At 53.7% G+C, this 20,757-nt stretch carries 18 protein-coding genes; 17 read left to right on the top strand and 1 reads right to left on the bottom strand.

Annotation, left to right across the window (positions count from 1 at the left end):
- Positions 1-95: 95 nt before the first annotated feature.
- Positions 96-1,454, bottom strand: a complete 1,359-nt coding sequence (locus tag BR86_RS0107845; RefSeq protein ID WP_051684676.1) for a tRNA(Met) cytidine acetate ligase — start codon at positions 1,452-1,454, stop codon at positions 96-98.
- 381 nt (positions 1,455-1,835) lie between these two features.
- Here BR86_RS0107845 and pta point away from each other — a divergent pair, with 381 nt between their 5' ends.
- The 17 genes from pta to ispG all read left to right on the top strand — a co-directional run bounded on the left by pta (position 1,836) and on the right by ispG (position 20,754).
- On the top strand, positions 1,836-2,834 hold the full coding sequence (gene pta / locus BR86_RS0107835) for a phosphate acetyltransferase (protein ID WP_031472787.1): 999 nt from the start codon (positions 1,836-1,838) through the stop codon (positions 2,832-2,834).
- Positions 2,835-2,972: 138 nt separating this feature from the next.
- Entirely contained in the window at positions 2,973-4,163 is a 1,191-nt protein-coding gene (locus BR86_RS0107830; RefSeq protein WP_031472785.1) for an acetate/propionate family kinase, read from the top strand.
- A 199-nt stretch (positions 4,164-4,362) separates the two neighbouring features.
- Entirely contained in the window at positions 4,363-4,545 is a 183-nt protein-coding gene (gene rpmF, locus BR86_RS0107825; RefSeq protein ID WP_031472783.1) for a 50S ribosomal protein L32, read from the top strand.
- A 198-nt stretch (positions 4,546-4,743) separates the two neighbouring features.
- Positions 4,744-5,622 (top strand): patatin-like phospholipase family protein, encoded by an 879-nt coding sequence (locus BR86_RS0107820; RefSeq protein ID WP_051684675.1) that lies wholly within the window; start codon positions 4,744-4,746, stop codon positions 5,620-5,622.
- A 175-nt stretch (positions 5,623-5,797) separates the two neighbouring features.
- Positions 5,798-6,826 carry a phosphate acyltransferase PlsX gene (gene plsX / locus BR86_RS0107815; RefSeq protein WP_031472779.1) on the top strand — a complete coding sequence of 343 codons (1,029 nt, stop codon included), beginning with the start codon at positions 5,798-5,800 and terminating at the stop codon, positions 6,824-6,826.
- A 281-nt stretch (positions 6,827-7,107) separates the two neighbouring features.
- A complete protein-coding gene (acpP, locus tag BR86_RS0107810) occupies positions 7,108-7,344 on the top strand; it encodes an acyl carrier protein (RefSeq protein ID WP_031472777.1) in 237 nt (78 codons plus the stop codon).
- Positions 7,345-7,596: 252 nt separating this feature from the next.
- Positions 7,597-8,298 (top strand): ribonuclease III, encoded by a 702-nt coding sequence (gene rnc / locus BR86_RS0107800; protein ID WP_031472773.1) that lies wholly within the window; start codon positions 7,597-7,599, stop codon positions 8,296-8,298.
- On the top strand, positions 8,289-11,855 hold the full coding sequence (gene smc, locus BR86_RS0107795; protein WP_031472771.1) for a chromosome segregation protein SMC: 3,567 nt from the start codon (positions 8,289-8,291) through the stop codon (positions 11,853-11,855). Before rnc ends, smc begins: the two co-directional genes overlap by 10 nt.
- Positions 11,856-11,881: 26 nt before the next feature.
- The gene (gene ftsY, locus BR86_RS0107790; protein WP_031472769.1) at positions 11,882-12,841 is read left to right on the top strand and encodes a signal recognition particle-docking protein FtsY; all 960 of its coding nucleotides are present in this window, start codon (positions 11,882-11,884) and stop codon (positions 12,839-12,841) included.
- 150 nt (positions 12,842-12,991) lie between these two features.
- The gene (locus BR86_RS0107780; protein WP_031472767.1) at positions 12,992-14,269 is read left to right on the top strand and encodes a chloride channel protein; all 1,278 of its coding nucleotides are present in this window, start codon (positions 12,992-12,994) and stop codon (positions 14,267-14,269) included.
- Positions 14,270-14,364: 95 nt separating this feature from the next.
- Positions 14,365-15,069, top strand: a complete 705-nt coding sequence (gene pyrH, locus BR86_RS0107775; protein WP_031472765.1) for a UMP kinase — start codon at positions 14,365-14,367, stop codon at positions 15,067-15,069.
- A 42-nt stretch (positions 15,070-15,111) separates the two neighbouring features.
- Positions 15,112-15,666, top strand: a complete 555-nt coding sequence (frr, locus tag BR86_RS0107770) for a ribosome recycling factor (protein ID WP_031472763.1) — start codon at positions 15,112-15,114, stop codon at positions 15,664-15,666.
- Positions 15,667-15,778: 112 nt separating this feature from the next.
- Positions 15,779-16,510 (top strand): isoprenyl transferase, encoded by a 732-nt coding sequence (locus BR86_RS0107765; RefSeq protein WP_031472761.1) that lies wholly within the window; start codon positions 15,779-15,781, stop codon positions 16,508-16,510.
- An 18-nt stretch (positions 16,511-16,528) separates the two neighbouring features.
- Positions 16,529-17,341, top strand: coding sequence for a phosphatidate cytidylyltransferase (locus BR86_RS0107760; RefSeq protein ID WP_031472759.1), 813 nt, complete (start codon positions 16,529-16,531; stop codon positions 17,339-17,341).
- A 5-nt stretch (positions 17,342-17,346) separates the two neighbouring features.
- The gene (locus BR86_RS0107755; RefSeq protein WP_031472757.1) at positions 17,347-18,504 is read left to right on the top strand and encodes a 1-deoxy-D-xylulose-5-phosphate reductoisomerase; all 1,158 of its coding nucleotides are present in this window, start codon (positions 17,347-17,349) and stop codon (positions 18,502-18,504) included.
- A 6-nt stretch (positions 18,505-18,510) separates the two neighbouring features.
- On the top strand, positions 18,511-19,584 hold the full coding sequence (gene rseP / locus BR86_RS0107750; RefSeq protein WP_031472755.1) for an RIP metalloprotease RseP: 1,074 nt from the start codon (positions 18,511-18,513) through the stop codon (positions 19,582-19,584).
- A gap of 99 nt (positions 19,585-19,683) precedes the next feature.
- A complete protein-coding gene (gene ispG / locus BR86_RS0107745; RefSeq protein WP_038288262.1) occupies positions 19,684-20,754 on the top strand; it encodes a flavodoxin-dependent (E)-4-hydroxy-3-methylbut-2-enyl-diphosphate synthase in 1,071 nt (356 codons plus the stop codon).
- Positions 20,755-20,757 lie beyond the last annotated feature (3 nt).

The raw sequence follows: 20,757 nt of genomic DNA, 5'->3' as shown, positions 1-20,757 counted from the left end.
GGTATATCATCTGTGAGTTCTGAACGCCAGAAGCCTGCAGGGGGGCGCGCAGATTTCGGTCAGTGTCCGGGTTTCTCATGACGGAACTCTCCGGATCAGCCCAAGATGCCATTTCCGGTGGAATCATAAATGACCGGCCCGATCCGGTATTCATTTTCAAATCGCGCTTCCGGTATTCCGGCGGCGCGATTTTTTGATGTCAGTACCGTCCGGTAAATGTGCTCGCAGGCGGTATTCTTCTCAAAGAGGGAACGTGCCGCCGGCGAAAGTGTTCGGAAGCAGTCTGCCGGTCTGGTGATTATCGGAATGGAAGTCCGTTTTTTCAGTTCGCGGAGCACCGGGGAGGCTTCCCGGCGGAAACCGAGAATTCTGGCATATCCGGTATCCGGACGTTCTTTCCAGTTCATGATTTCAGCGGTACGGATTCCGAGGAGAATGTGGGTCAGAGCGCGGGAGATCCGGGTATATGTAAACTGACGGACTTTCAGTAGATCAATCCAGTCGTGGAAAGAGCGGAAGTCCGGCGAGGCGGAATGGATCCGCCCGGCGATTTCTTCGCCGACATCACTGATCGAGAGGAGAGAATCCCGGTCCGACCGGAGAATCGCGTACTGGAGAAGATCGGAAAAGTCCTCCGGGAAGAGGGGTGTTTCCCGTTCCATCCGTGAAAAAACTTCCTCCGGAACGAAGCGGCGAAGGACTTCCGACGGAGCCGTTGGAGATTCCTTCAGACGGTTCCGGATCGCCATGGCAGAGACAAAGGGCGCATTTCCGTCCGGAGACAGAGCGCCGACTTCTCCTGAAAAATCCGGAAGAACGGTCTCATTATAGGAAGCCCCGAGACGGCGAATCGGGATGATCTCTGTGTTTCGGTTCTGACGGGCGAGCGAGGCACAGTACTCAAGCGCCAGAATATTGTTGGATTCGGAGAGCAGCCGGTGCAGGCGTCCGGAACACGGCGATCCGGAGGACAGATCTTTTGTTCCCGACGTAGCCGCCCCGGACAGATATCCGGAAAAAGCAGCTTCACGTGCCGCAGGGTAGGAGAGGCCCTTTTTCAGGCCTTCCCGCAGAAGCGTGCCGAACGGTTCCGGCTCTTCTGCAAGAATCCGGGCTGCCGTCTGAAGAAGCGCGGCGTCATCATTTTCACATCCGAAAGAGAGCGCGTCGCAGCCGATTCCGGTGAGGACAGAGGTGCCCCAGAAGGCAAAGTCCGGCGCGGCCGCAGTCGCAAACGGAGCCGGCATCTCAAGGACAATGTCCGCGCCGCCGGCGAGTGCCATTTCTACGCGCGCACTGCGGCGAAAGACCGCCGGCTCCCCGCGCTGAACCCAGGACGGACTCAGGATGACACAGACAGCATCTGCATCGGACCGCCGTCTTGCCTCGGCGATCTGATAAGCGTGCCCCGCGTGGAAGGGATTGTATTCGGCGATGATGCCTGTAATCTTCATGGAAGTTCCTCCGGAATGTATTTTTTTCAGTTCAAATGAAAAATTTCGGCGAAAAAGATCCTTCCGGCACGGCCGTAGAGACCGTTCCTTTGCCGTGGGAAGGGATCATTTTCAATGATGACTCTACTATACGTGGCGAAATCCCGTAATGTCAACATTTCCGCGGATCCGGACAGGCGGACGGAAACGGCCCGGAAGGGGGGAAGAGAGGCGAACGGCGGGCGCGGAACACCGGAAAAACGGTGAAAACACCGGATATTTTTTGGACCTGTTAAATAAATGTCTTTCTTTTTTCTTACGTTTTAGCCTTGTACGTTGTATTTTTGCGGTATATAATAGATCAGGAAAAATTTTCACACTCGCGAAAGGAGTTTGACTACAATGGCATTTATTGATGAGATGATTGCAAAAGCAAAGGCTGACAAGAAGACGATCGTTCTTCCGGAGTACATGGATCACAGAACCTGGGAGGCAGCTGTTAAGATCGTTAAGGAAGGCGTTGCAAATATCGTCATTCTTGCTACACCGGAGCAGGCTGCAGAGCATGGAAAGGATTATGATACCAACGGTATCACCGTAATCGATCCGGCAACTGATCCGAATAGACAGAAATATATCGACAAGTTCTGCGAGCTCAGAGCAAAGAAGGGTCTTACACCGGAAGATGCTGAGAAGCAGATGATGGCTGATTACATGTACTATGCTTGCCTTATGTGCAAGTGCGGCGATGCGGACGGCGTTGTATCCGGCGCATGCCACTCCACCGGTAACACCATCAGACCGGCACTGCAGCTTCTGAAGACAAAACCGGGAATCTCTTCCGTATCCGGTTTCTTCGTTGTCGAGGTTCCGAACTGTGAATACGGTGAGAACGGCCGCTTCGTATTTGCTGACTGCGCAGTTAACACCGACTTCGACGGCGCAAAGCTTGCTGAGATCGCAGGTCTTTCCGCTGAGTCCTTCAAGAGCTTTATCGGCGCAGAGCCGAAGGTTGCAATGCTTTCCTACTCTTCCTACGGAAGCGCAAAGCATGATGATGTAACCAAGGTTCAGGAAGGCGTTAAGATCGCTCACGAGAAGTTCCCGGAGGTTGCTCTCGACGGTGAGCTTCAGCTCGATGCCGCTCTTGATCCGACTGTAGCTGCACTGAAGGCTCCGGAGTCTCCGGTTGCCGGCAAGGCAAATACTCTGGTATTCCCGTCCCTCGAGGCAGGAAACATCGGTTACAAGCTGGTTCAGAGACTGGCAAAGGCAAATGCATACGGCCCGGTTCTTCAGGGTCTGTCCATGCCGGTTAACGATCTGTCCAGAGGCTGCTTTGCAGACGATATCGTCGGCGTTGTTGCCATGACAGCAGTTCAGGCACAGATGGCGAAGTAATTAAGGAGCGCGGTTCCGTTGCTTCCATCATTTATTAGTGAAATCGAAAAAGGGTTTCGTGAAAATCTTTTTTCATAAATAACGTCCCGCGCAGGCTCCTTCCTGCGCGGGCATATTAACGCACAGCGAGGTAAAAAAATGAATATTCTTGTTATCAACTGCGGAAGCTCTTCCCTGAAGTATCAGCTGATCAACTCCGATTCCGAGGAAGTTCTGGCAAAGGGTCTTTGCGAGAGAATCGGTATCGACGGTGTTCTGACCTATCAGCCGGCAGGCGGCGAGAAGGAGAAGTCTGAGATCGCAATGCCGACACACAACGAGGCAATTTCTGCTGTTCTTGCTGCACTGACCGGTGAGAAGACCGGCGTTGTCAAGAGCCTTGCAGAGATCAATGCGGTAGGTCACCGTGTCGTTCACGGCGGAGAGAAGTTCACCGCTTCCTGCCTGATCGATGACGCAGCGATGAAGGCAATCGAAGAGTGCAACGATCTTGCTCCGCTTCACAACCCGGCAAACCTGATCGGTATCCGTACCTGCCAGAAGCTTATGCCGGGCGTTCCGAACGTTGCTGTATTTGATACCGCTTTCCATCAGACCATGCCGGAGGTTGCTTACACATACGGCCTTCCGCACGAGTACTATGAGAAGTATCAGGTAAGAAGATACGGTTTCCACGGAACATCTCACAGATTCGTATCTGCAGAGGCTGCCAAGATGCTCGGAAAGAAGCCGGAAGATCTGAAGATCATCGTTTGCCACCTCGGCAACGGCGCTTCCATCTGCGCGGTTGATCACGGCAAGTCTGTTGATACTTCCATGGGCCTTACTCCGCTGGAGGGTTTTGTAATGGGTACCCGTTCCGGAGACATCGATCCGGCTATCATCGAGTTCGTCGGCAAGAAGGAAGGACTTGATCTCGAGGGTATGAACAACGTTCTGAACAAGAAGTCCGGTATGCTCGGAATCTCCGGCGTATCCAGCGACGGCCGTGACCTCGGCGATGCTGCTGCAAAGGGCAACAAGAGAGCACAGCTTGCTCTTGACGTATTCGATTACAGAGTAATCAAGTACATCGGCGCATACGCTGCAGCGATGAACGGTGTTGATGCGATCGCATTTACCGCAGGTATCGGTGAGAACAACATCGAGATGAGAGAGAATGTCTGCGCACATCTCACATATCTCGGCGCTGAGCTTGACAAGGAGAAGAACAATGTACGCGGCGAGGAGAGAATCATCTCCACCGACGCTTCCAAGGTTAAGCTTCTTCTCGTTCCGACCAATGAGGAGCTTGCAATCGCAAGAGATACCCTGGCACTGGTAAAGTAATCTCTGTGAAAGCAGGATAACGTGATTTTTCCGCGCGGATCCGGTTTCCGGGTCTGCGCGGTTTTCTGTTCCATTGGAAGCGGTGTTTCAAACTTCCGATGGAGCAAAAAACGGGTAATCCCTCACAGATTTTTGTTGACAAACTGTTTTATAGTAGCTATAATCAACAACAGTGTTTTTCGAAAAAGGAGGTGTAGTCATGTCTATCTGTCCGAAGAACAAGTCTTCTAAGGGAAGAAGAGATCGTCGCAGAGCTAACTGGAAGATGAAAGCATCTACTCTGGTTAAATGCCCGAAGTGCGGAGCTCTTATGATGCCGCACAGAGTCTGCAAGGCTTGCGGTACTTACAACAAGAAAGAGATCGTTAGAGTCGAGGACTAATTAACGAATATCAATTCTTCGCGAAGATCAATAAAGGGACCCCTGGTGCGCACCGGGGGTCCTTTCATTATGTCAAAGAAAAGCGTTTCACAAGTCCTTTTGACATAATAAACGCTCCGCGGGGTGTACCTGCAGCAGGATTCCTTCGAGTGGAAAATTAGTTCAAAATATTATATTATTGCAGAAGGAATCGCATCAATGCAGAAAGGACATCGGATCATGGAAGAGAAGAAGACAAAAAACGGAATCGTACTGGAAGGCGGCGGAATGCGCGGCATGTATACTGCCGGCGTCCTCGATGTGCTGATGGAGAACGGGATCACTTTTGACGGTCTGGTCGGTGTCTCGGCGGGCGCGATCATGGGAACCTCTTTCGCATCCGGACAGAACGGGCGGAGCATTCGGTATTATAAACGCTTTGGTCAGGACAAGCGCTTTATGAGTATGCGGAATTTCTTCCTGACCGGGGATTTCGTCGGCGTGGATTTCAGCTACCATGAGCTGCCGGACAAACTGGATCCGTTTGACTACGAGGCGTTCCGGAAGAACCCCATGGAGTTCTACTGCGGGTGCAGCAACATGGAAACGGGGAAATCCGAGCTGATCCGGGTCGAGGATCTGCACGAGGGAATCGATGTTCTCCGCGCGTCGGCGACATTGCCCTACATCTCGAGGCCGGTGGAGTGGAACGGTCAGAAGTATATGGATGGCGGATGCACAGATTCGATTCCCGTGCGGGCGTTCCGCCGGCTGGGTTTTGCCCGGAACGTGGTGGTGCTCACCCGCGATCAGGGATACCGGAAAAAAGCCGGTGCGTGGTGGCTTCCGGGAAACTTCTACCGGAGATATCCGGAATTTGCAAAACAGCTCCGCCTGCGTTTTGCGCATTATAACCGCGAAGTACAGGATATTGAGAAAATGGCGGAAAAAGGGGAGATCTGCCTGATCCGCCCGAGCCGACCTCTCCGCATCGGACGGGTGGAAGCGGACCCGGTGAAACTGCAGGAAATCTATGATCTTGGCCGGTTCGATGCACAGAATGAACTGGAACGGATCAGAACATTTCTATCTTGTTGATTTCAAATCCAATCTTTAGTATAGTAATAACTGATTTTACGATCGGAAGTGCGATCGAACAAAACGGCAGTCCGTGCCGAATCGGAAGCGCGATCGAACAAGAACGGCATCCGTGCCGAATCGGAAGCGCGATCGAACAAAAACGGCATTCGTGCCGAAAAGGAGTTATCAGATTATGATTAGAGTTGCGGTTGACGCCATGGGAGGAGACAATGCCCCGGGCGAGATTATAAAAGGTGCTCTGAGCGCTGCCAGGGAAAGGAATGACATCCGTGTTGTTCTGATCGGCCGGGAGCAGGTGATCCGCGATGAGATCAGACGGCAGGGCGGAGATCCGTCTCTGGTGGATATTGTCCATGCCGAAGAGGTGATTGAGACGGGAGAACATCCGGTCAATGCACTTCGGAAGAAGAAGGATTCATCCATTGTCGTCGGCATGAACCTTGTCAAGAACGGGGAAGCCGATGCGTTCTGCTCCGCCGGAAGTTCCGGTGCCATCCTTGCAGGCGGAATGCTGATTGTCGGCCGGATCAAGGGCGTGGAGAGACCGCCGCTGGCTCCGCTGATTCCGACGGAGAACGGAATTTCACTTCTGATTGACTGCGGTGCGAATGTGGATGCGAAGGCTTCCAATCTGGTTCAGTTTGCCCGCATGGGTTCCATTTACATGAAGAATGTCATCGGGGTGGAGAATCCGCGCGTCGGACTCGTAAACATCGGGGTGGAGGAAGAAAAGGGAAATGCGCTCGCCAAAGAGACATATCCGCTTCTGAAGGCGTGTAAGGATATCAATTTTGTGGGCAATATCGAAGCCCGTGAGATCCCGCACGGTGCGGCGGATGTCATTGTGACGGAAGCATTTACCGGAAATGTGATTCTGAAGCTGTATGAGGGACTGGGATCAACACTGATTCATATGATCAAGAAGGGGCTGATGTCAACTCTTATCTCAAAGATCGGTGCCCTGATGGCGAAACCGGCGCTGAAAAAGTCGATGAAGGCTTTTGATGTGACCGAGTACGGCGGCGCTCCGCTTCTCGGATGCAAGGGCCTTGTGGTCAAGACACACGGCAGCGCGAAAGCGGTCGAAGTGCACAATACGATCCTGCAGTGCATCACTTTTACGGAACAGAGGATCAACGAGAAGATTCAGGAAGCACTGAATGCCGCAGAAGAAGCCGAGAAAGCGGTAAACGCGGAATAAACCGAATAACTGTGGCGCGAAAAAGCTGGAAAGCTGCAAACGCCAAAAAGCTGTCATCGCGAAAAACAGAGAACGGTAAACGCGGAATAAGCGAAATAGCGGTAAACGCGGAATAAGCAGAAAAACAGTCATCGCGAGAAAGCCGAAAAGAAGTAAACGCGGAAAGCGTATGGAACAGAGGAGCCGGAAACGGCTGAAATTGCATGGTTCAGGGGATGCAATATGCGGATCCTGTATACATTATATATTTCAAGACAGGTGAGACCTGAGGAGGAGCTTTCATGGAATTTGAAAAGCTGGTTAAAATTATTTCTGAAGTTATGAGTATCGATCCGGATGAGATCACAAGAGATACCCGCTTCGCGGATGATCTCGGCGCAGACTCTCTTGATCTTGCACAGATCATTATGGGAATCGAAGATGAATTTGAGATTGAGATCCCGGTGGAAGAGGCAGAGAAGATTTCGACAGTCGGTGATGCGGAAGAGCGCATCCGTCAGGAAGTTTCCGGAAACTGATCCGGAACTCATACATTTCAGTATGGAAGGCCCGCCGGTGGCGGGCTTTCATACTATCATGGGATTTTTTCGGAATTCCGTGATTTATATCGATACCACCGTTACTTTTTTTTACACAGCGCGGTACCGGAGCATGGCGGAGAGAAGAATCTGCCTGCCTGTATGTCAGTCGGTCACAGGGACAGGTGTCCGGCGGACATATGCGCAGGAGTCGTCCGCCTTCGGGTTGCGCGCTCAACATGGAGGATAAGAATGAACGCAATGGAGAGAGAGCTGGAAGAGCGGATCGGATACACCTTCCGGACCAAATCGCTTCTGACACAGGCTCTGACACACAGTTCCTACGCAAATGAAAAGCATCTCGGCCACCTCGGCTGCAATGAGCGGCTGGAGTTTCTCGGAGATTCGGTTCTAGAGGTTGTCTCCAGTGATTTTCTCTTTCACCGGTTTCCGGATATGCCGGAGGGAGATCTGACGAAGACGAGAGCCAGTATGGTCTGCGAGCCGACGCTTGCATACTGTGCGGAGCAGTTTGATCTCGGACGCTATCTCCATCTCGGCAAAGGCGAAGATGCCACCGGCGGACGGACGAGGAATTCCGTGGTTTCCGATGCCCTCGAATCGCTGATCGGCGCAATTTATCTGGACAGCGGATTTGAGAGCGCGAAGACATTTATCCTAAAATTCATCATGAATGACATGGAGCACAAAAAGCTGTTTTTTGACAGCAAGACCAATCTTCAGGAGATCGTTCAGGGAAGCGGTATCGGCGAACTCAGCTACGTGCTCCTTGCGGAAGAAGGACCGGATCACAACAAGAGTTTTGAGGTTGCGGCATCCATCAACGGCCGGGAGATCGGACGCGGAAAGGGAAGAACAAAGAAAGCCGCGGAACAGCGTGCTGCCTATGAAGGAATTCTGTGTCTGAAGAAGGAACAGGGATCATGTATCTGAAAAGCATAGAGATTCAGGGATTTAAGTCATTTGCCAACCGGATTCTGTTTGAGTTTCATAACGGAGTTACGGGAATTGTCGGACCGAACGGTTCCGGAAAGAGCAATGTCGCGGATGCCATGCGCTGGGTTCTCGGTGAACAGAGTGCGAAGTCGCTCCGCGGCGGCTCCATGCAGGATGTCATCTTTGCGGGAACGGAAATGAGAAGACCGCAGGGGTTTGCCTATGTCGCGATCACTCTTGACAATACCGATCACGTACTTCCGATCGATTTTGACGAGGTGACGGTATCCCGAAGACTGTACCGCTCCGGTGAGAGTGAGTACAAGATCAACGGCTCCGCCTGCAGACTGAAAGATATCAATGAGCTGTTCTATGATACGGGTATCGGTAAAGAGGGATATTCGATTATCGGACAGGGTCAGATCGAGAGGATTCTCTCGGGACGGCCGGAGGAACGGCGTGAACTGTTTGATGAGGCGGCAGGAATCGTCAAGTTTAAACGAAGAAAGGCGGAAGCCCAGAAAAAGCTGGATGATGAGCAGCAGAACCTCGTCCGCATCAATGATATTCTGGCAGAACTCGAACACCGGGTGGGGCCGCTGAAGATTCAGGCGGAAAAGGCAAAGGAATATCTGGAACTCCGCGATCACCTGAAGAAGCTGGATATCAATCTGTTTCTTCTGGAGACGAAGTCACTCCGCGAACAGCTGACGGAGTCACTGGACCGCGCGAAGATTGTCCAGAATGATCTCGATACGGTCAGACGGGAGTCGGAAGAGAAGAAAGGCGCGCACGAACAGCTGACAGTCCTGGTGGAGGAACTGGATGCGGCGATCCGTGAGGCGGATGAGGCGGCGGCAGCGGCCGAGCTGGAGATTCAGACTCTCACCGGAAAAAAGGGAGTCCTCGGCGAAAAGATCAACAGCGAAAAGGCCGGTGCGGAGCACGTCAATGAACGGCTTCAGGCGATCGCCGAAGATATCGCAAGGAAAGAAGATCAGAAAAAGACCGCCGAAGAGCAGATTGAAGAGTGGATGAAGCGGGCGGAGGAAGCCAGGGAAAAGGGCGAAGACTCCGCCGGTATCCTCACGCAAACGCGCCGGGAAGCCGCAGAGAAAGAAACGGAGATCGGACGCATCCGCGATGCGATCATGGCTTCGCTGGAAAAGAAATCCGGAATTGCCGCGGATATTGAGAAATACCGCACGCAGTATGAAGAGACGGATGCCCGCCGGGCAGAACTGGTCGGAAACCAGATGCGTCTCGAGAGCGATATGACCGCCGGCAATGAAGAAATCGATGCGAAAAAGGCAGAACTTGCCCGGAAGGATGCAGCAATCTCTTCTCTCCGCGCGGAGAGTGAAAAGATCCGTGAGAGGATCGCACAGGAAGAACAGGCGATTGCTTCGGCGAACGATGCGCTGAGTGAAGCACAGAGAAATTATCACATTGCCCAGACAAGACTGGAGTCGCTGCGCAACCTTGCGGAGCGCTATGAAGGATACGGCAACAGTATCCGCCGTGTCATGGAGCAGAAGTCCCGGATTCCCGGAATCAAGGGCGTTGTGGCAGATCTCATTTCAACCGACAGACGCTATGAGACGGCGATTGAGACGGCTCTCGGCGGAACTATCCAGAACATTGTCACAGACAATGAAGATACGGCGAAACGCCTGATCAATTTCCTGAAGCAGAACCGGGCCGGACGCGCGACGTTCCTTCCGGAGACCAGCATGAAGGGAAGGGGCGAGTTCCCGCAGAAATCCGCACTCTCGGAGGAGGGGGTTCTGGGCCTTGCGAGCGATCTGGTGAAGACGGAACAGGAATTCCGGGGAATCATGGATTACCTTCTCGGAAGGACTGTGGTGGCCGACACCATTGACCATGCGATTGCGCTGAACCGGAAGTATCATTATGCACTCCGGATCGTCACGCTCGAGGGAGAACTTTTGAATGCGGGCGGATCCCTTACCGGCGGTGCGTTTAAGAACAACAGCAATCTCCTCGGACGAAAGAGGGAGATCGATGAACTCGGGGAGCAGAAGGACCGCGCTCTCGAGGAGGTTGAGAAGAATCAGTCGGAGATTCTGCGGATCGAGGAAAAGCATATGGCTGATCAGCGTCTCCGCTCCGAGAACAATGACGCAATTCAGAAAGCGCTTCTTGACCGCAGTCAGGTCGAGATGGAACTTCAGCAGGCGGAGCGGCGCCGGGATGAGAGCCGGGAAAATGCCGACAACCTGAGCGCACAGATCGAGCAGGCGAAAGCCCGCATGACCGAGCTGAAAGCACAGCGCAGTCAGGCGGAAGAAGATCTCGAGCGCATTGAGAATGACAATGCGGATATGGCAGAGCGCTCGTCCGACCTCACCGACGAACTGGAAGAACTCCGCGCAAAGATGGCGGAGGCCGAAGAGGCACAGGCCAATGTCAACCTCGAAGTGGAGGGATTCCGCCAGAAGAGCGGATTCGCACGGGAGACAAAGGAACGTCTCGAACAGGAGATCCGGGGGCTTCTGGAAGAAACAGAAGAGCTCCATGAGCGGAACAACGGACGCGAAGACCGGATTCGGGAAAAAGAAGCGGAAATCCGCAGCATCGATCTTCGGATTGAAGAGGAGACCGGTAAACGCGATGCCGAAAAACAGAAGGCGGAGCAGACCCGGGCAAGACGCGCCGAAGAGGCGGCAAAATCCAGGGCTTACTTCGACGAGCAGGAAAAACTCACCGAGCGCATGAATCTTCTGGACCGCGATCTTGTCCGTCTGGACAATCAGAAGGAAAAACTGGAGGAAAAGATCGAAGGCCGTGCCGAGTATATCCGTTCCGAGTATGAACTGGAATATGCGGGTGCCGAGCAGTTCCGCGACGAATCGCTGGATTCGGTGCCGGATATGAAAAAAGAGACTGCGGATCTGCGGAGCCGGATCAAGGGACTGGGTCAGGTCAGCGTGAATGCGATCGAGGAATACAAAGAAGTTTCCGAGCGCTTTGAATTCATGGAGAAGCAGCATGCGGATCTGGAAGCCAGCGAGGCCGCGCTTCGCCGGATCATCGACGAACTCGATCAGGGCATGAAGCGCCAGTTTACCGAGAAGTTCCAGGAGATCGCCCGGGAGTTTAACACGGTGTTCCGGGAACTCTTCGGCGGCGGTTCGGCGGCGCTGAAGCTGGAGGAAGGCGTGGATGTGCTGGAAGCCGGGATCGGCATCATTTCCCAGCCGCCGGGCAAAAAACTGCAGAATATGATGCAGCTGTCGGGCGGAGAGAAAGCCCTTACCGCCATTGCGCTGCTCTTTGCAATTCAGAATCTGAAACCGTCGCCCTTCTGTCTTCTGGACGAGATTGAGGCGGCGCTGGATGATTCGAACGTAGACCGTTTTGCGGGGTATTTGCACAAGCTAACGGAACACACACAGTTTATTGTCATCACTCACCGACGGGGAACCATGCTCGGGTGTGACCGTCTCTACGGTATCACCATGCAGGAGAAGGGCGTATCGACGATGGTATCCGTCAGCCTGATCGAGAGTGATCTGGAAGGCGGAAAATAATTTAACAGGAGCCTGGAGGACAAACAATGGCAGAAGAGAAAAAGGGATTCTTCGGACGTCTGTTCGAGGGACTGACCAAGACAAGAGATTCCATCAAAAAGGGAATTGACAGCATTTTCAGCGGATTCTCATCCATCGATGACGAGTTTTACGATGAGATCGAGGAGACGCTGATTATGGCGGATATCGGCGTCAAGACCACGGCGGCAATCATGGATGATCTGCGCCGGAAGGTGGCCGAGCAGCACATTAAGGAGCCGGAGAACTGCCGGGAACTGCTGATCGAGTCGATCAAGGCACAGATGGTTCCGGGAGAGGGCGCCTACGAGTTTGAAAACCGCAAGTCTGTGGTGCTGGTGATCGGCGTCAACGGCGTCGGAAAGACCACGTCCGTGGGGAAACTTGCCGATCAGCTGAAGAACCAGGGAAAACGCGTTGTCCTTGCGGCGGCGGATACCTTCCGTGCCGGAGCCATCGAGCAGCTGGAGGAGTGGTCAAACCGTGCGGGGGTGGAGCTGATCTCCCAGAAAGAGGGAGCAGATCCGGCAGCGGTTGTGTTTGATGCGATTCAGGCTTCCAAGGCGAGAGGCGCGGATGTGCTGATCGTCGATACGGCGGGAAGACTTCACAATAAGAAGAACCTCATGCAGGAGCTGAGCAAGATCAACCGTGTCATCGACCGGGAATTTGCGGATGCGTATCGTGAGACATTAGTTGTTCTGGACGGTACCACCGGCCAGAATGCGCTCTCTCAGGCGCGTCAGTTTATGGAGGCGGCTCCGATTACCGGCATTATCCTGACGAAACTGGACGGAACCGCCAAGGGCGGCATCGCCGTTGCGATTCAGTCCGAACTGGGAATTCCGGTAAAATATGTGGGCGTCGGAGAAAAGATCGACGATATGCAGAAGTTCGACGCGAACGATTTTGTCAATGCGCTGTTTGAGCGCCCGGAGAAGACGGAGAGCGAACCGGCGAAGGAGTGAATGCCGGAACAGAGCTGAGCCGGAGGCGCAGCCGGGAGAAGGAAGCGCATCCGGAAAGACGAAATCGCAGCAACGAAGTCGGAGACGTAGCAGGGAAGACGGAAGCGTCTGACGCAGAGAAGGGAACGAATCGGTAAAAGGAGATGCAGCATGAGTAACACCGGGAAAAAAAATCCGCTTGTTCTTACGATTTTATATTTTGTGCGATGGAGTGTTCTCTCTGTCCTGATCGGCCTCGCGGCCGGAGCGGTGGGAACCGCCTTCGGTTTTGCGGTCTCATGGGCAGTCGGAATGTTCGGGAAAAATCATATTCTCCTGTTTGCGCTTCCGCTTCTCGGCGTTCTGATCATGCTGATTTACAAGGCGCTCGGTGAAGAAAAAAACCGCGGGACAAACATGGTTCTGGAGGCGGTATACAGCGAGAACAAATTGAAGCCTACCATGGCTCCGGCGATTTTTATCGGAAGTGTTCTCTCTCATCTCGGCGGAGGAAGCTGCGGACGTGAGGGAGCGGCGCTCCAGATGGGCGGTTCCATCGGATCGACGGCGGCAAAGCTGTTCCGTCTCGATCCGGACGACACCAATATCGCGATCATGTGCGGCATGACATCGGTCTTTTCCGCTCTGTTCGGAACCCCGATGGCCGCGGCCATCTTTCCGCTGGAGATGATCAGCGTCGGTGTGATCTATTATGCCGCGCTGGTACCGTGCATTTTTGCGTCGTTTGTGGCTGCGGGTGTTGCGAAATATTTTCAGCTTGCGCCGACGACTTTCGGCACGCTGAATGCCCCGGAGATCGGACCGGTTTCCATGGCTCTGGTGGTAGTGCTGGGGCTGATCACCGCCGCCTGCGCCGTTCTGTTTATCACGATCATGCACAATGCGGAAGCAATGTACGCGAAGTTCTGTCCGAACCGTTATATCCGGATCGTGGCCGGCGGTCTGATCGTGATCGCGTGTTCGCTTTTGACCGGATACCGTTACAACAACACCGGCGCGAATCTGATTCTTGCCGGTCTTTCGGGGGAATCCAGACCGCTGGATTTTATCCTGAAGATGCTTCTCACGGCGCTGTCTCTCGGCGCAGGCTACAAAGGCGGGGAGATCGTTCCGTCATTTGCGATCGGAGCTTCGGTCGGCGGCATTTACGCCTCCGTTCTGGGACTGGATCCGACGCTGACGGCAGCGTGCGCCATGCTGGCGTTTTTCTCGGCGGTAACGAACGCGCCGATGGCGTCCCTCCTGATCGGTTTTGAGATGTTCGGCTATGATCCGATGCCGTATTTTGCAGTGGTGATTGCGGTGAGCTACATGCTGTCCGGATATTACAGTCTGTATTCGTCGCAGAAAATCGCATATTCCAAGATCCGCGCCACAAAGATCGGACAGAAAGTCACGGAACCGCCGCTGCTGCCTTTTCTGAAGTGAGCGGAATGCAGTAAGGAAGAAGACGCTGGCATAACCGCGCGGCGTGTGATAGAATGAGAAAGAATAAAATGATGAAAAGAGAGGAATCAGACAGTATGGATATGAAGCGCGTTCTTCTGAAGTTATCCGGCGAAGCCCTTGCCGGAAGCAAAAAGACAGGTTTTGACGAGGAGACCGTCCGCGGCGTTGCACGTCAGGTCAAGCAGGCAGTGGATGCCGGCGTGGAGGTCGGAATTGTCACCGGAGGAGGAAACTTCTGGAGAGGACGCACCGGCAATGAGATTGACCGCACAAAGGCGGATCAGATCGGTATGCTGGCTACGGTGATGAACTGCATTTATGTTTCCGAGATCTTCCGCGGCGAGGGAATGGATACAGTCGTTATGACTCCGTTCCAGGTGGGCGCGATGACCGAGCTCTTCTCCAAGGATAAAGCGGTGGAAGCTTTCAAGGCTCATAAGGTTGTGTTCTTTGCGGGCGGAACCGGACATCCGTATTTCTCCACCGATACCGGCGCTGCGCTCCGGGCGGTTGAGATCGAGGCAGACTGCATGCTGCTTGCCAAGGCGGTTGACGGCGTCTATGACAGCGATCCGAAGACCAATCCGAATGCCAGAAAGTTCGACAGGATCTCGATCGCAGAGGTGGTTGAAAAGCATCTTCAGGTTGTCGATATGACCGCATCTGTTATCTGTGAGGAAAATCACATGCCACTGGTCGTATTCGGACTCAACGAGGAGAACGGCATTGCCAATGCACTGAAGGGGAAGGTAAGCGGAACAATCGTTACCGCAGACTGATAGACATTAACAAACCAAAAAGGTTTCAGGGAGGTTCTGACTATGCATGACAGACTCAAAGTTTTTGAGGAGAAGATGAACAAGTCCTATGACGCGATGCTCAGCGATTTTTCCGCGATCCGCGCCGGACGTGCGAATCCGCATGTTCTTGATCACATCAAAGTTGATTATTACGGCTCTCCGACACCGCTTCAGGGTGTAGCCAACATTACGGTTCCGGAGGCGAGAATCATTCAGATTGCTCCGTGGGACAAGAAGATGGTAAAGGATATCGAGAAGGCTATCCTGACATCCGATCTCGGCATCAATCCGAACAACGACGGTTCTGTGATCCGTCTCGTATTCCCGGAGCTGACCGAGGAGAGACGTAAGGATCTCGCAAAGGATGTCAAGAAACTTGGAGAGGGATGCAAGGTTGCGATCCGCAACATCCGCCGCGACGGAATGGAGCTGGTAAAGAAGCTTCAGAAGAACGGAGAGATCTCTGAGGACGAGCAGACAAATGACGAGACAGATATCCAGGAACTCACCGACAAGATGATCAAGATGGTCGACAAGGCGGTTGAGACAAAGAATAAGGAAATCATGACTGTCTGATCGGACAGAAAATTTCGATAACGGTCGAGGAGAGGGGCAGCGATAAACTGCCCCCTTTTGCGTGAAGACGGCTGTTTATCAGCCGGCAGACGGCCGATCATGAGGAGGACATATGGCAGAAGAGCTGAACGGACTGGTGATCCCGCAGCATGTGGCACTGATTCTGGACGGAAACGGACGGTGGGCAAAGAAGAGAGGACTTCCGAGAACGGCAGGACATAAGAAGGGCTGTGAGGCGGTGGAGAACATCGTTGAAGTTGCCGCCCGCATGGGAATCCGGTATCTGACGGTATACGGATTCTCCACCGAGAACTGGAAACGGCCGGAAGAGGAGGTTTCCACCCTGATGCAGCTGTTCCGCTTTTACGCGAAGCGGCTTCAGAAGATTGCGACGACGAACAACGTGCGCGTCCGCATGATCGGCGAGCGCTCCCGGTTTGCGCCGGATCTGCAGAAGGCCATCGAGGGTCTGGAGACATCGACCAGGGACAACACCGGACTCACCTTTGTCATCGCAGTCAATTACGGCGGAAGAGACGAGATCACGAGAGCGGTCCGCCGGATGACTTTGGATGCGAAGAACGGCGTCATTGAACCGTCGGATATCACCGAGGAGACGGTGGCTTCCTATCTGGATACTGCCGGCATGCCGGACCCGGATCTGATGATCCGCACCAGCGGAGAACTTCGCCTCTCAAACTATCTTCTCTGGCAGCTTGCCTATGCGGAATTCTATGTGACAGATTGTCTGTGGCCGGATTTCGACGAGGAAGAGCTGAAAAATGCCATCCGCGCCTTTAACCGGCGTGACCGCAGATTCGGCGGGATCAAGACAAACGGATAACAAACGGAGGAACCGCATATGTTCATAACAAGGCTTTTGAGCGGAATTGTGCTCGTTGCCGGGGCTGTCGCTGTCATTCTGGCGGGGAGTCTTCCGGTGTTCGCTGTGACATTCGCGATTTCCATAATCGGTCTCTATGAGTATTACCGGGCGATCGGAATTGAAAAGACGGGGCCGGCCGTCATCGGATATCTTAGCTGCGCATGCTATTATGCGATCCTTTTCATGGGACGTCAGGATCTGACCGTGTTTCTGGTCATCTCCGCGCTCATGGCGATGATGGCGGTATATGTGCTGACCTTTCCGCGCTATCATATCACGAAGATAGCGGAGGCATCGGTCGGGATCATTTACCCGGGAATGATGCTTTCGTACCTCTGGATGACGCGCAATATGCCGGACGGCGCTGTTCTGGTATGGCTTATCTTTCTGTCGAGCTGGGGCTGTGACACACTGGCGTACTGTTCCGGACTTCTCTTCGGGAAACATAAACTTGCGCCGGTGCTCAGCCCGAAAAAGACCATTGAGGGAGCGGTCGGCGGAACGGTCGGCGCAGCGCTTCTGGGACTGATCTTTGCGCTTGTGATGGGACAGTTCATTCGAGAGAGTGAGGGCGCGGTTTTTGCATGTACCTGCGCCTGCGGAGTCGGGGCGCTGATTTCGCAGATCGGTGATCTGACTGCGTCCGGAATCAAGCGGAATTATGAGATCAAAGATTACGGTACGCTGATCCCAGGTCATGGCGGTGTATTGGACCGGTTTGACAGTATGGTATTTACTGCGCCGGCAATTTATTTTGCACTGCTGTTTCTGGTGCGTACGGGAGGATGAGAAACATGTCTTTTATCAAAAATATCGGGATCCTCGGTTCAACGGGGTCCATCGGCACTCAGACGCTGGAGGTCGTCCGCAATAACGGGGATCTCCGGGTTGTCTGCCTTGCGGCCGGAAAAAATGTCACGCTGATGGAGCAGCAGGTGAGAGAGTTTCACCCGCTGCTTGCTGTGCTTTACGATGAAACTGCAGCGGAAGAACTGAAATCCCGCATCGCCGATACCGACACAAAGGTGCTGAGCGGAATGGAAGGTCTGATCGAGGCGGCCCGTGAGCCGTCGGCGGATATGATCCTGACCGCCGTTGTCGGCATGATCGGCATCCGGCCGACCATCGCGGCAATCGAGGCAGGGAAGGACATTGCGCTGGCCAACAAGGAGACACTGGTCTGCGCCGGCCATATCATCACAAGACTTGCCGCAGAAAAGGGCGTTAAGATCCTTCCGGTTGACAGCGAGCATTCGGCGATTTTCCAGAGTCTTCAGGGAGAGTCGATGAATCCGGTTCACAAGATTCTTCTGACCTGCAGCGGCGGGCCGTTCCGCGGAAAAAACAGAGAAGAACTGAAAAATATCCGCGTGGAGGATGCGCTGAAACATCCGAATTGGGCGATGGGCCGGAAGATTACCATTGACAGCTCCACCCTCGCCAACAAGGGACTCGAAGTCATGGAGGCAAAGTGGCTGTTTGACGTGGATATTGACGACATTCAGGTTGTTGTGCAGCCGCAGAGCGTCATACATTCCATGGTGGAATATGAGGACGGCGCGATCATCGCGCAGCTCGGGACTCCGGACATGAAGCTGCCGATCCAGTATGCGCTCTATTATCCGGAAAGGCGGTTTTTACCGGGTGACCGGCTGGACTTTGCGAAGCTGGCAAAGATTACGTTCGAGGATCCGGATACGGAGAATTTCCCAGCGCTCCGTCTTGCGATTTCAGCCGGAAAGCGCGGCGGTTCGCTGCCGACCGTGTTCAATTCGGCCAATGAATATGCGGTTGCGCAGTTCCTTGACCGCAAGATTTCGTATCTTACGATTCCGGAGATGATCCGGGCGGCGATGGAACATCACACGGTGAAGGATGATCCGACGGTGGAGGAGATCCTTGAAGCGGAGAAGGAAGCGGAAGAATTCCTGTCTTCCGGCAAATGGGAGTAAACGGTCATGACAAGTATGATTGCGGCACTTCTGTTATTTGACGGTATCATCATGTTTCATGAATTCGGGCATTTTCTGCTGGCGCGAAGGGCCGGAATCGCCGTGATCGAGTTCTCCATCGGCATGGGACCGCGGCTGATCACCTTTGTGCACGGCGGAACCCGGTATTCTCTGAAACTCCTTCCTCTCGGAGGTTCGTGTGCCATGCTCGGAGAAAGTCTGACAGAAGATGACCTGAAATACCTCCGTGCACCGAAGGTTCTTGCGGGTACGTCCTATGAAAAGGCGGGGATTGTTCAGCGGTTTCTTACAATCTTTGCCGGTCCGGCGTTCAATTTTCTGCTGGCATTTCTCGGATCGTGTTTTCTGGTCTGCGTGGCCGGATCCGATCCGGCGCGCATCGGAAAGGTTGCTCCGGAGAGTCCGGCCATGACGGCGGGACTTCAGGATGGGGACGAGATCATTTCCCTCAACGGTTTCCGGACGTACCTTTTCCGTGATCTGATGGTTTACGGATCTTTTCATGAGGGGGAACCGCTCCGGGTTGTCTATGAACGGGACGGAAAACGGGAAACCTGTGAGATCACGCCGGAGTATTCCGAAGAAAAGAAAGCCTATCAGATCGGAATCTCTGGCGGAGGATATGAGCGTGCGGAGAATCCGGGAGCCGTAATCCGCTATGCCTATGCGGAGTCGAGATACTGGGCCTACGTTACGGTACAGAGCCTCGAAAAGCTGATCACGCGAAAGGTATCGGCGGATAATATCGGCGGTCCGGTGCGCATTGTCGGCATGATCGGCAATACGGTGGAGAAGAGCAAGCCCTACGGGGTGCTGACCGTCGCGGTGAATCTGGCGGCCATGACGGTTCTTCTGAGCGTGAATCTCGGAATCATGAATCTTCTTCCGGTTCCCGCACTGGACGGCGGCAAGCTGATTCTGATTCTCCTTGAACTGATCCGGGGCAAGCGCCTCAGCAAACAGACGGAATACCGGATCAACCTCTTCGGCTTTGCCCTTTTGATGGCACTGATGATGTTTGCGGTATTCAATGATTTCCGGATGTTCTTCCGGTCATAAAGAAGATACACGGGCGTACAGAGTCCGGCTGACTCCTTTCGGAAGAAGGGAAAAAGGAAAAGTCCGCCCGCGGACGGAATGGTAAAGGTTGGGATAGAGATGATATACAGAGAGAAAACCAGAGAAGTGCACATCGGGGATCGTGTGATCGGAGGAGGACATCCGATCCTGATTCAGTCTATGTGCAACACAAAGACAGAGAATGTGGATGAGACCGTGGCACAGATTCTTGCGCTTGAAAAACTGGGCTGTGACCTGATCCGTGTGGCGGTGCCGACGATGGAAGCGGCAAAAGCGCTGGGAGAGATCAAAAAAAGAATTCATATTCCGCTGATCGCGGATATTCATTTTGACTACCGTCTGGCGATTGCGGCGATCGAGAACGGAGCGGACAAAATCCGTATCAATCCGGGAAATATCGGATCAGAGGAACGGGTCCGCGCGGTGGTGGACTGCGCAAGAGAGCATGCGGTTCCGATTCGCGTCGGTGTAAATTCCGGCTCCCTTGAAAAGGATCTTCTCGAAAAGTACGGAGGCGTGACGGCGGAAGGCATTGTCGAGAGCGCCCTGAACAAAGTAAAGCTGATTGAGGACATGGGATACGACAATCTGGTCATCAGCATCAAATCGTCGGATGTTCTGATGTGTGTCCGCGCCCATGAACTGATCGCCGGGCAGACCGATCATCCGCTTCATGTGGGCATCACCGAGGCGGGCACTCTGATCGAGGGCAACATCAAGTCTTCGATCGGTCTCGGTCTCATTCTGCATCAGGGGATCGGCGACACGATCCGTGTCTCTCTGACCGGCGATCCGCTGGAGGAGATCCGATCGGCGAAGATGATTCTCCGGACGCTGGGGCTTCGGAAAGGCGGGATCGAAGTGGTATCCTGTCCGACCTGCGGGCGAACAAGCATCGATCTGATCGGTCTTGCGAACCGGGTCGAGGCGATGGTGCAGGAATATCCAATGGAACTGAAGGTTGCCGTGATGGGCTGTGTGGTTAACGGACCGGGCGAGGCGAGAGAAGCCGACCTCGGCATTGCGGGCGGTATCGGCGAAGGTCTCCTCATCCGAAAGGGTGAAATTATTCGAAAGGTTCCGGAAGATCAGCTTCTGACTGTTCTGAAGGAAGAACTGGACCGGATTGCCGCCGAGAAGGAGTCTTAATAC

The organism is [Clostridium] aminophilum DSM 10710 (assembly GCF_000711825.1).
In the GTDB taxonomy this organism is placed as follows: domain Bacteria; phylum Bacillota; class Clostridia; order Lachnospirales; family Lachnospiraceae; genus Clostridium_R; species Clostridium_R aminophilum.
The sequence above is the reverse complement of the archived record's forward strand: the minus strand, read 5'-3'. Positions and strand labels throughout refer to the sequence as shown.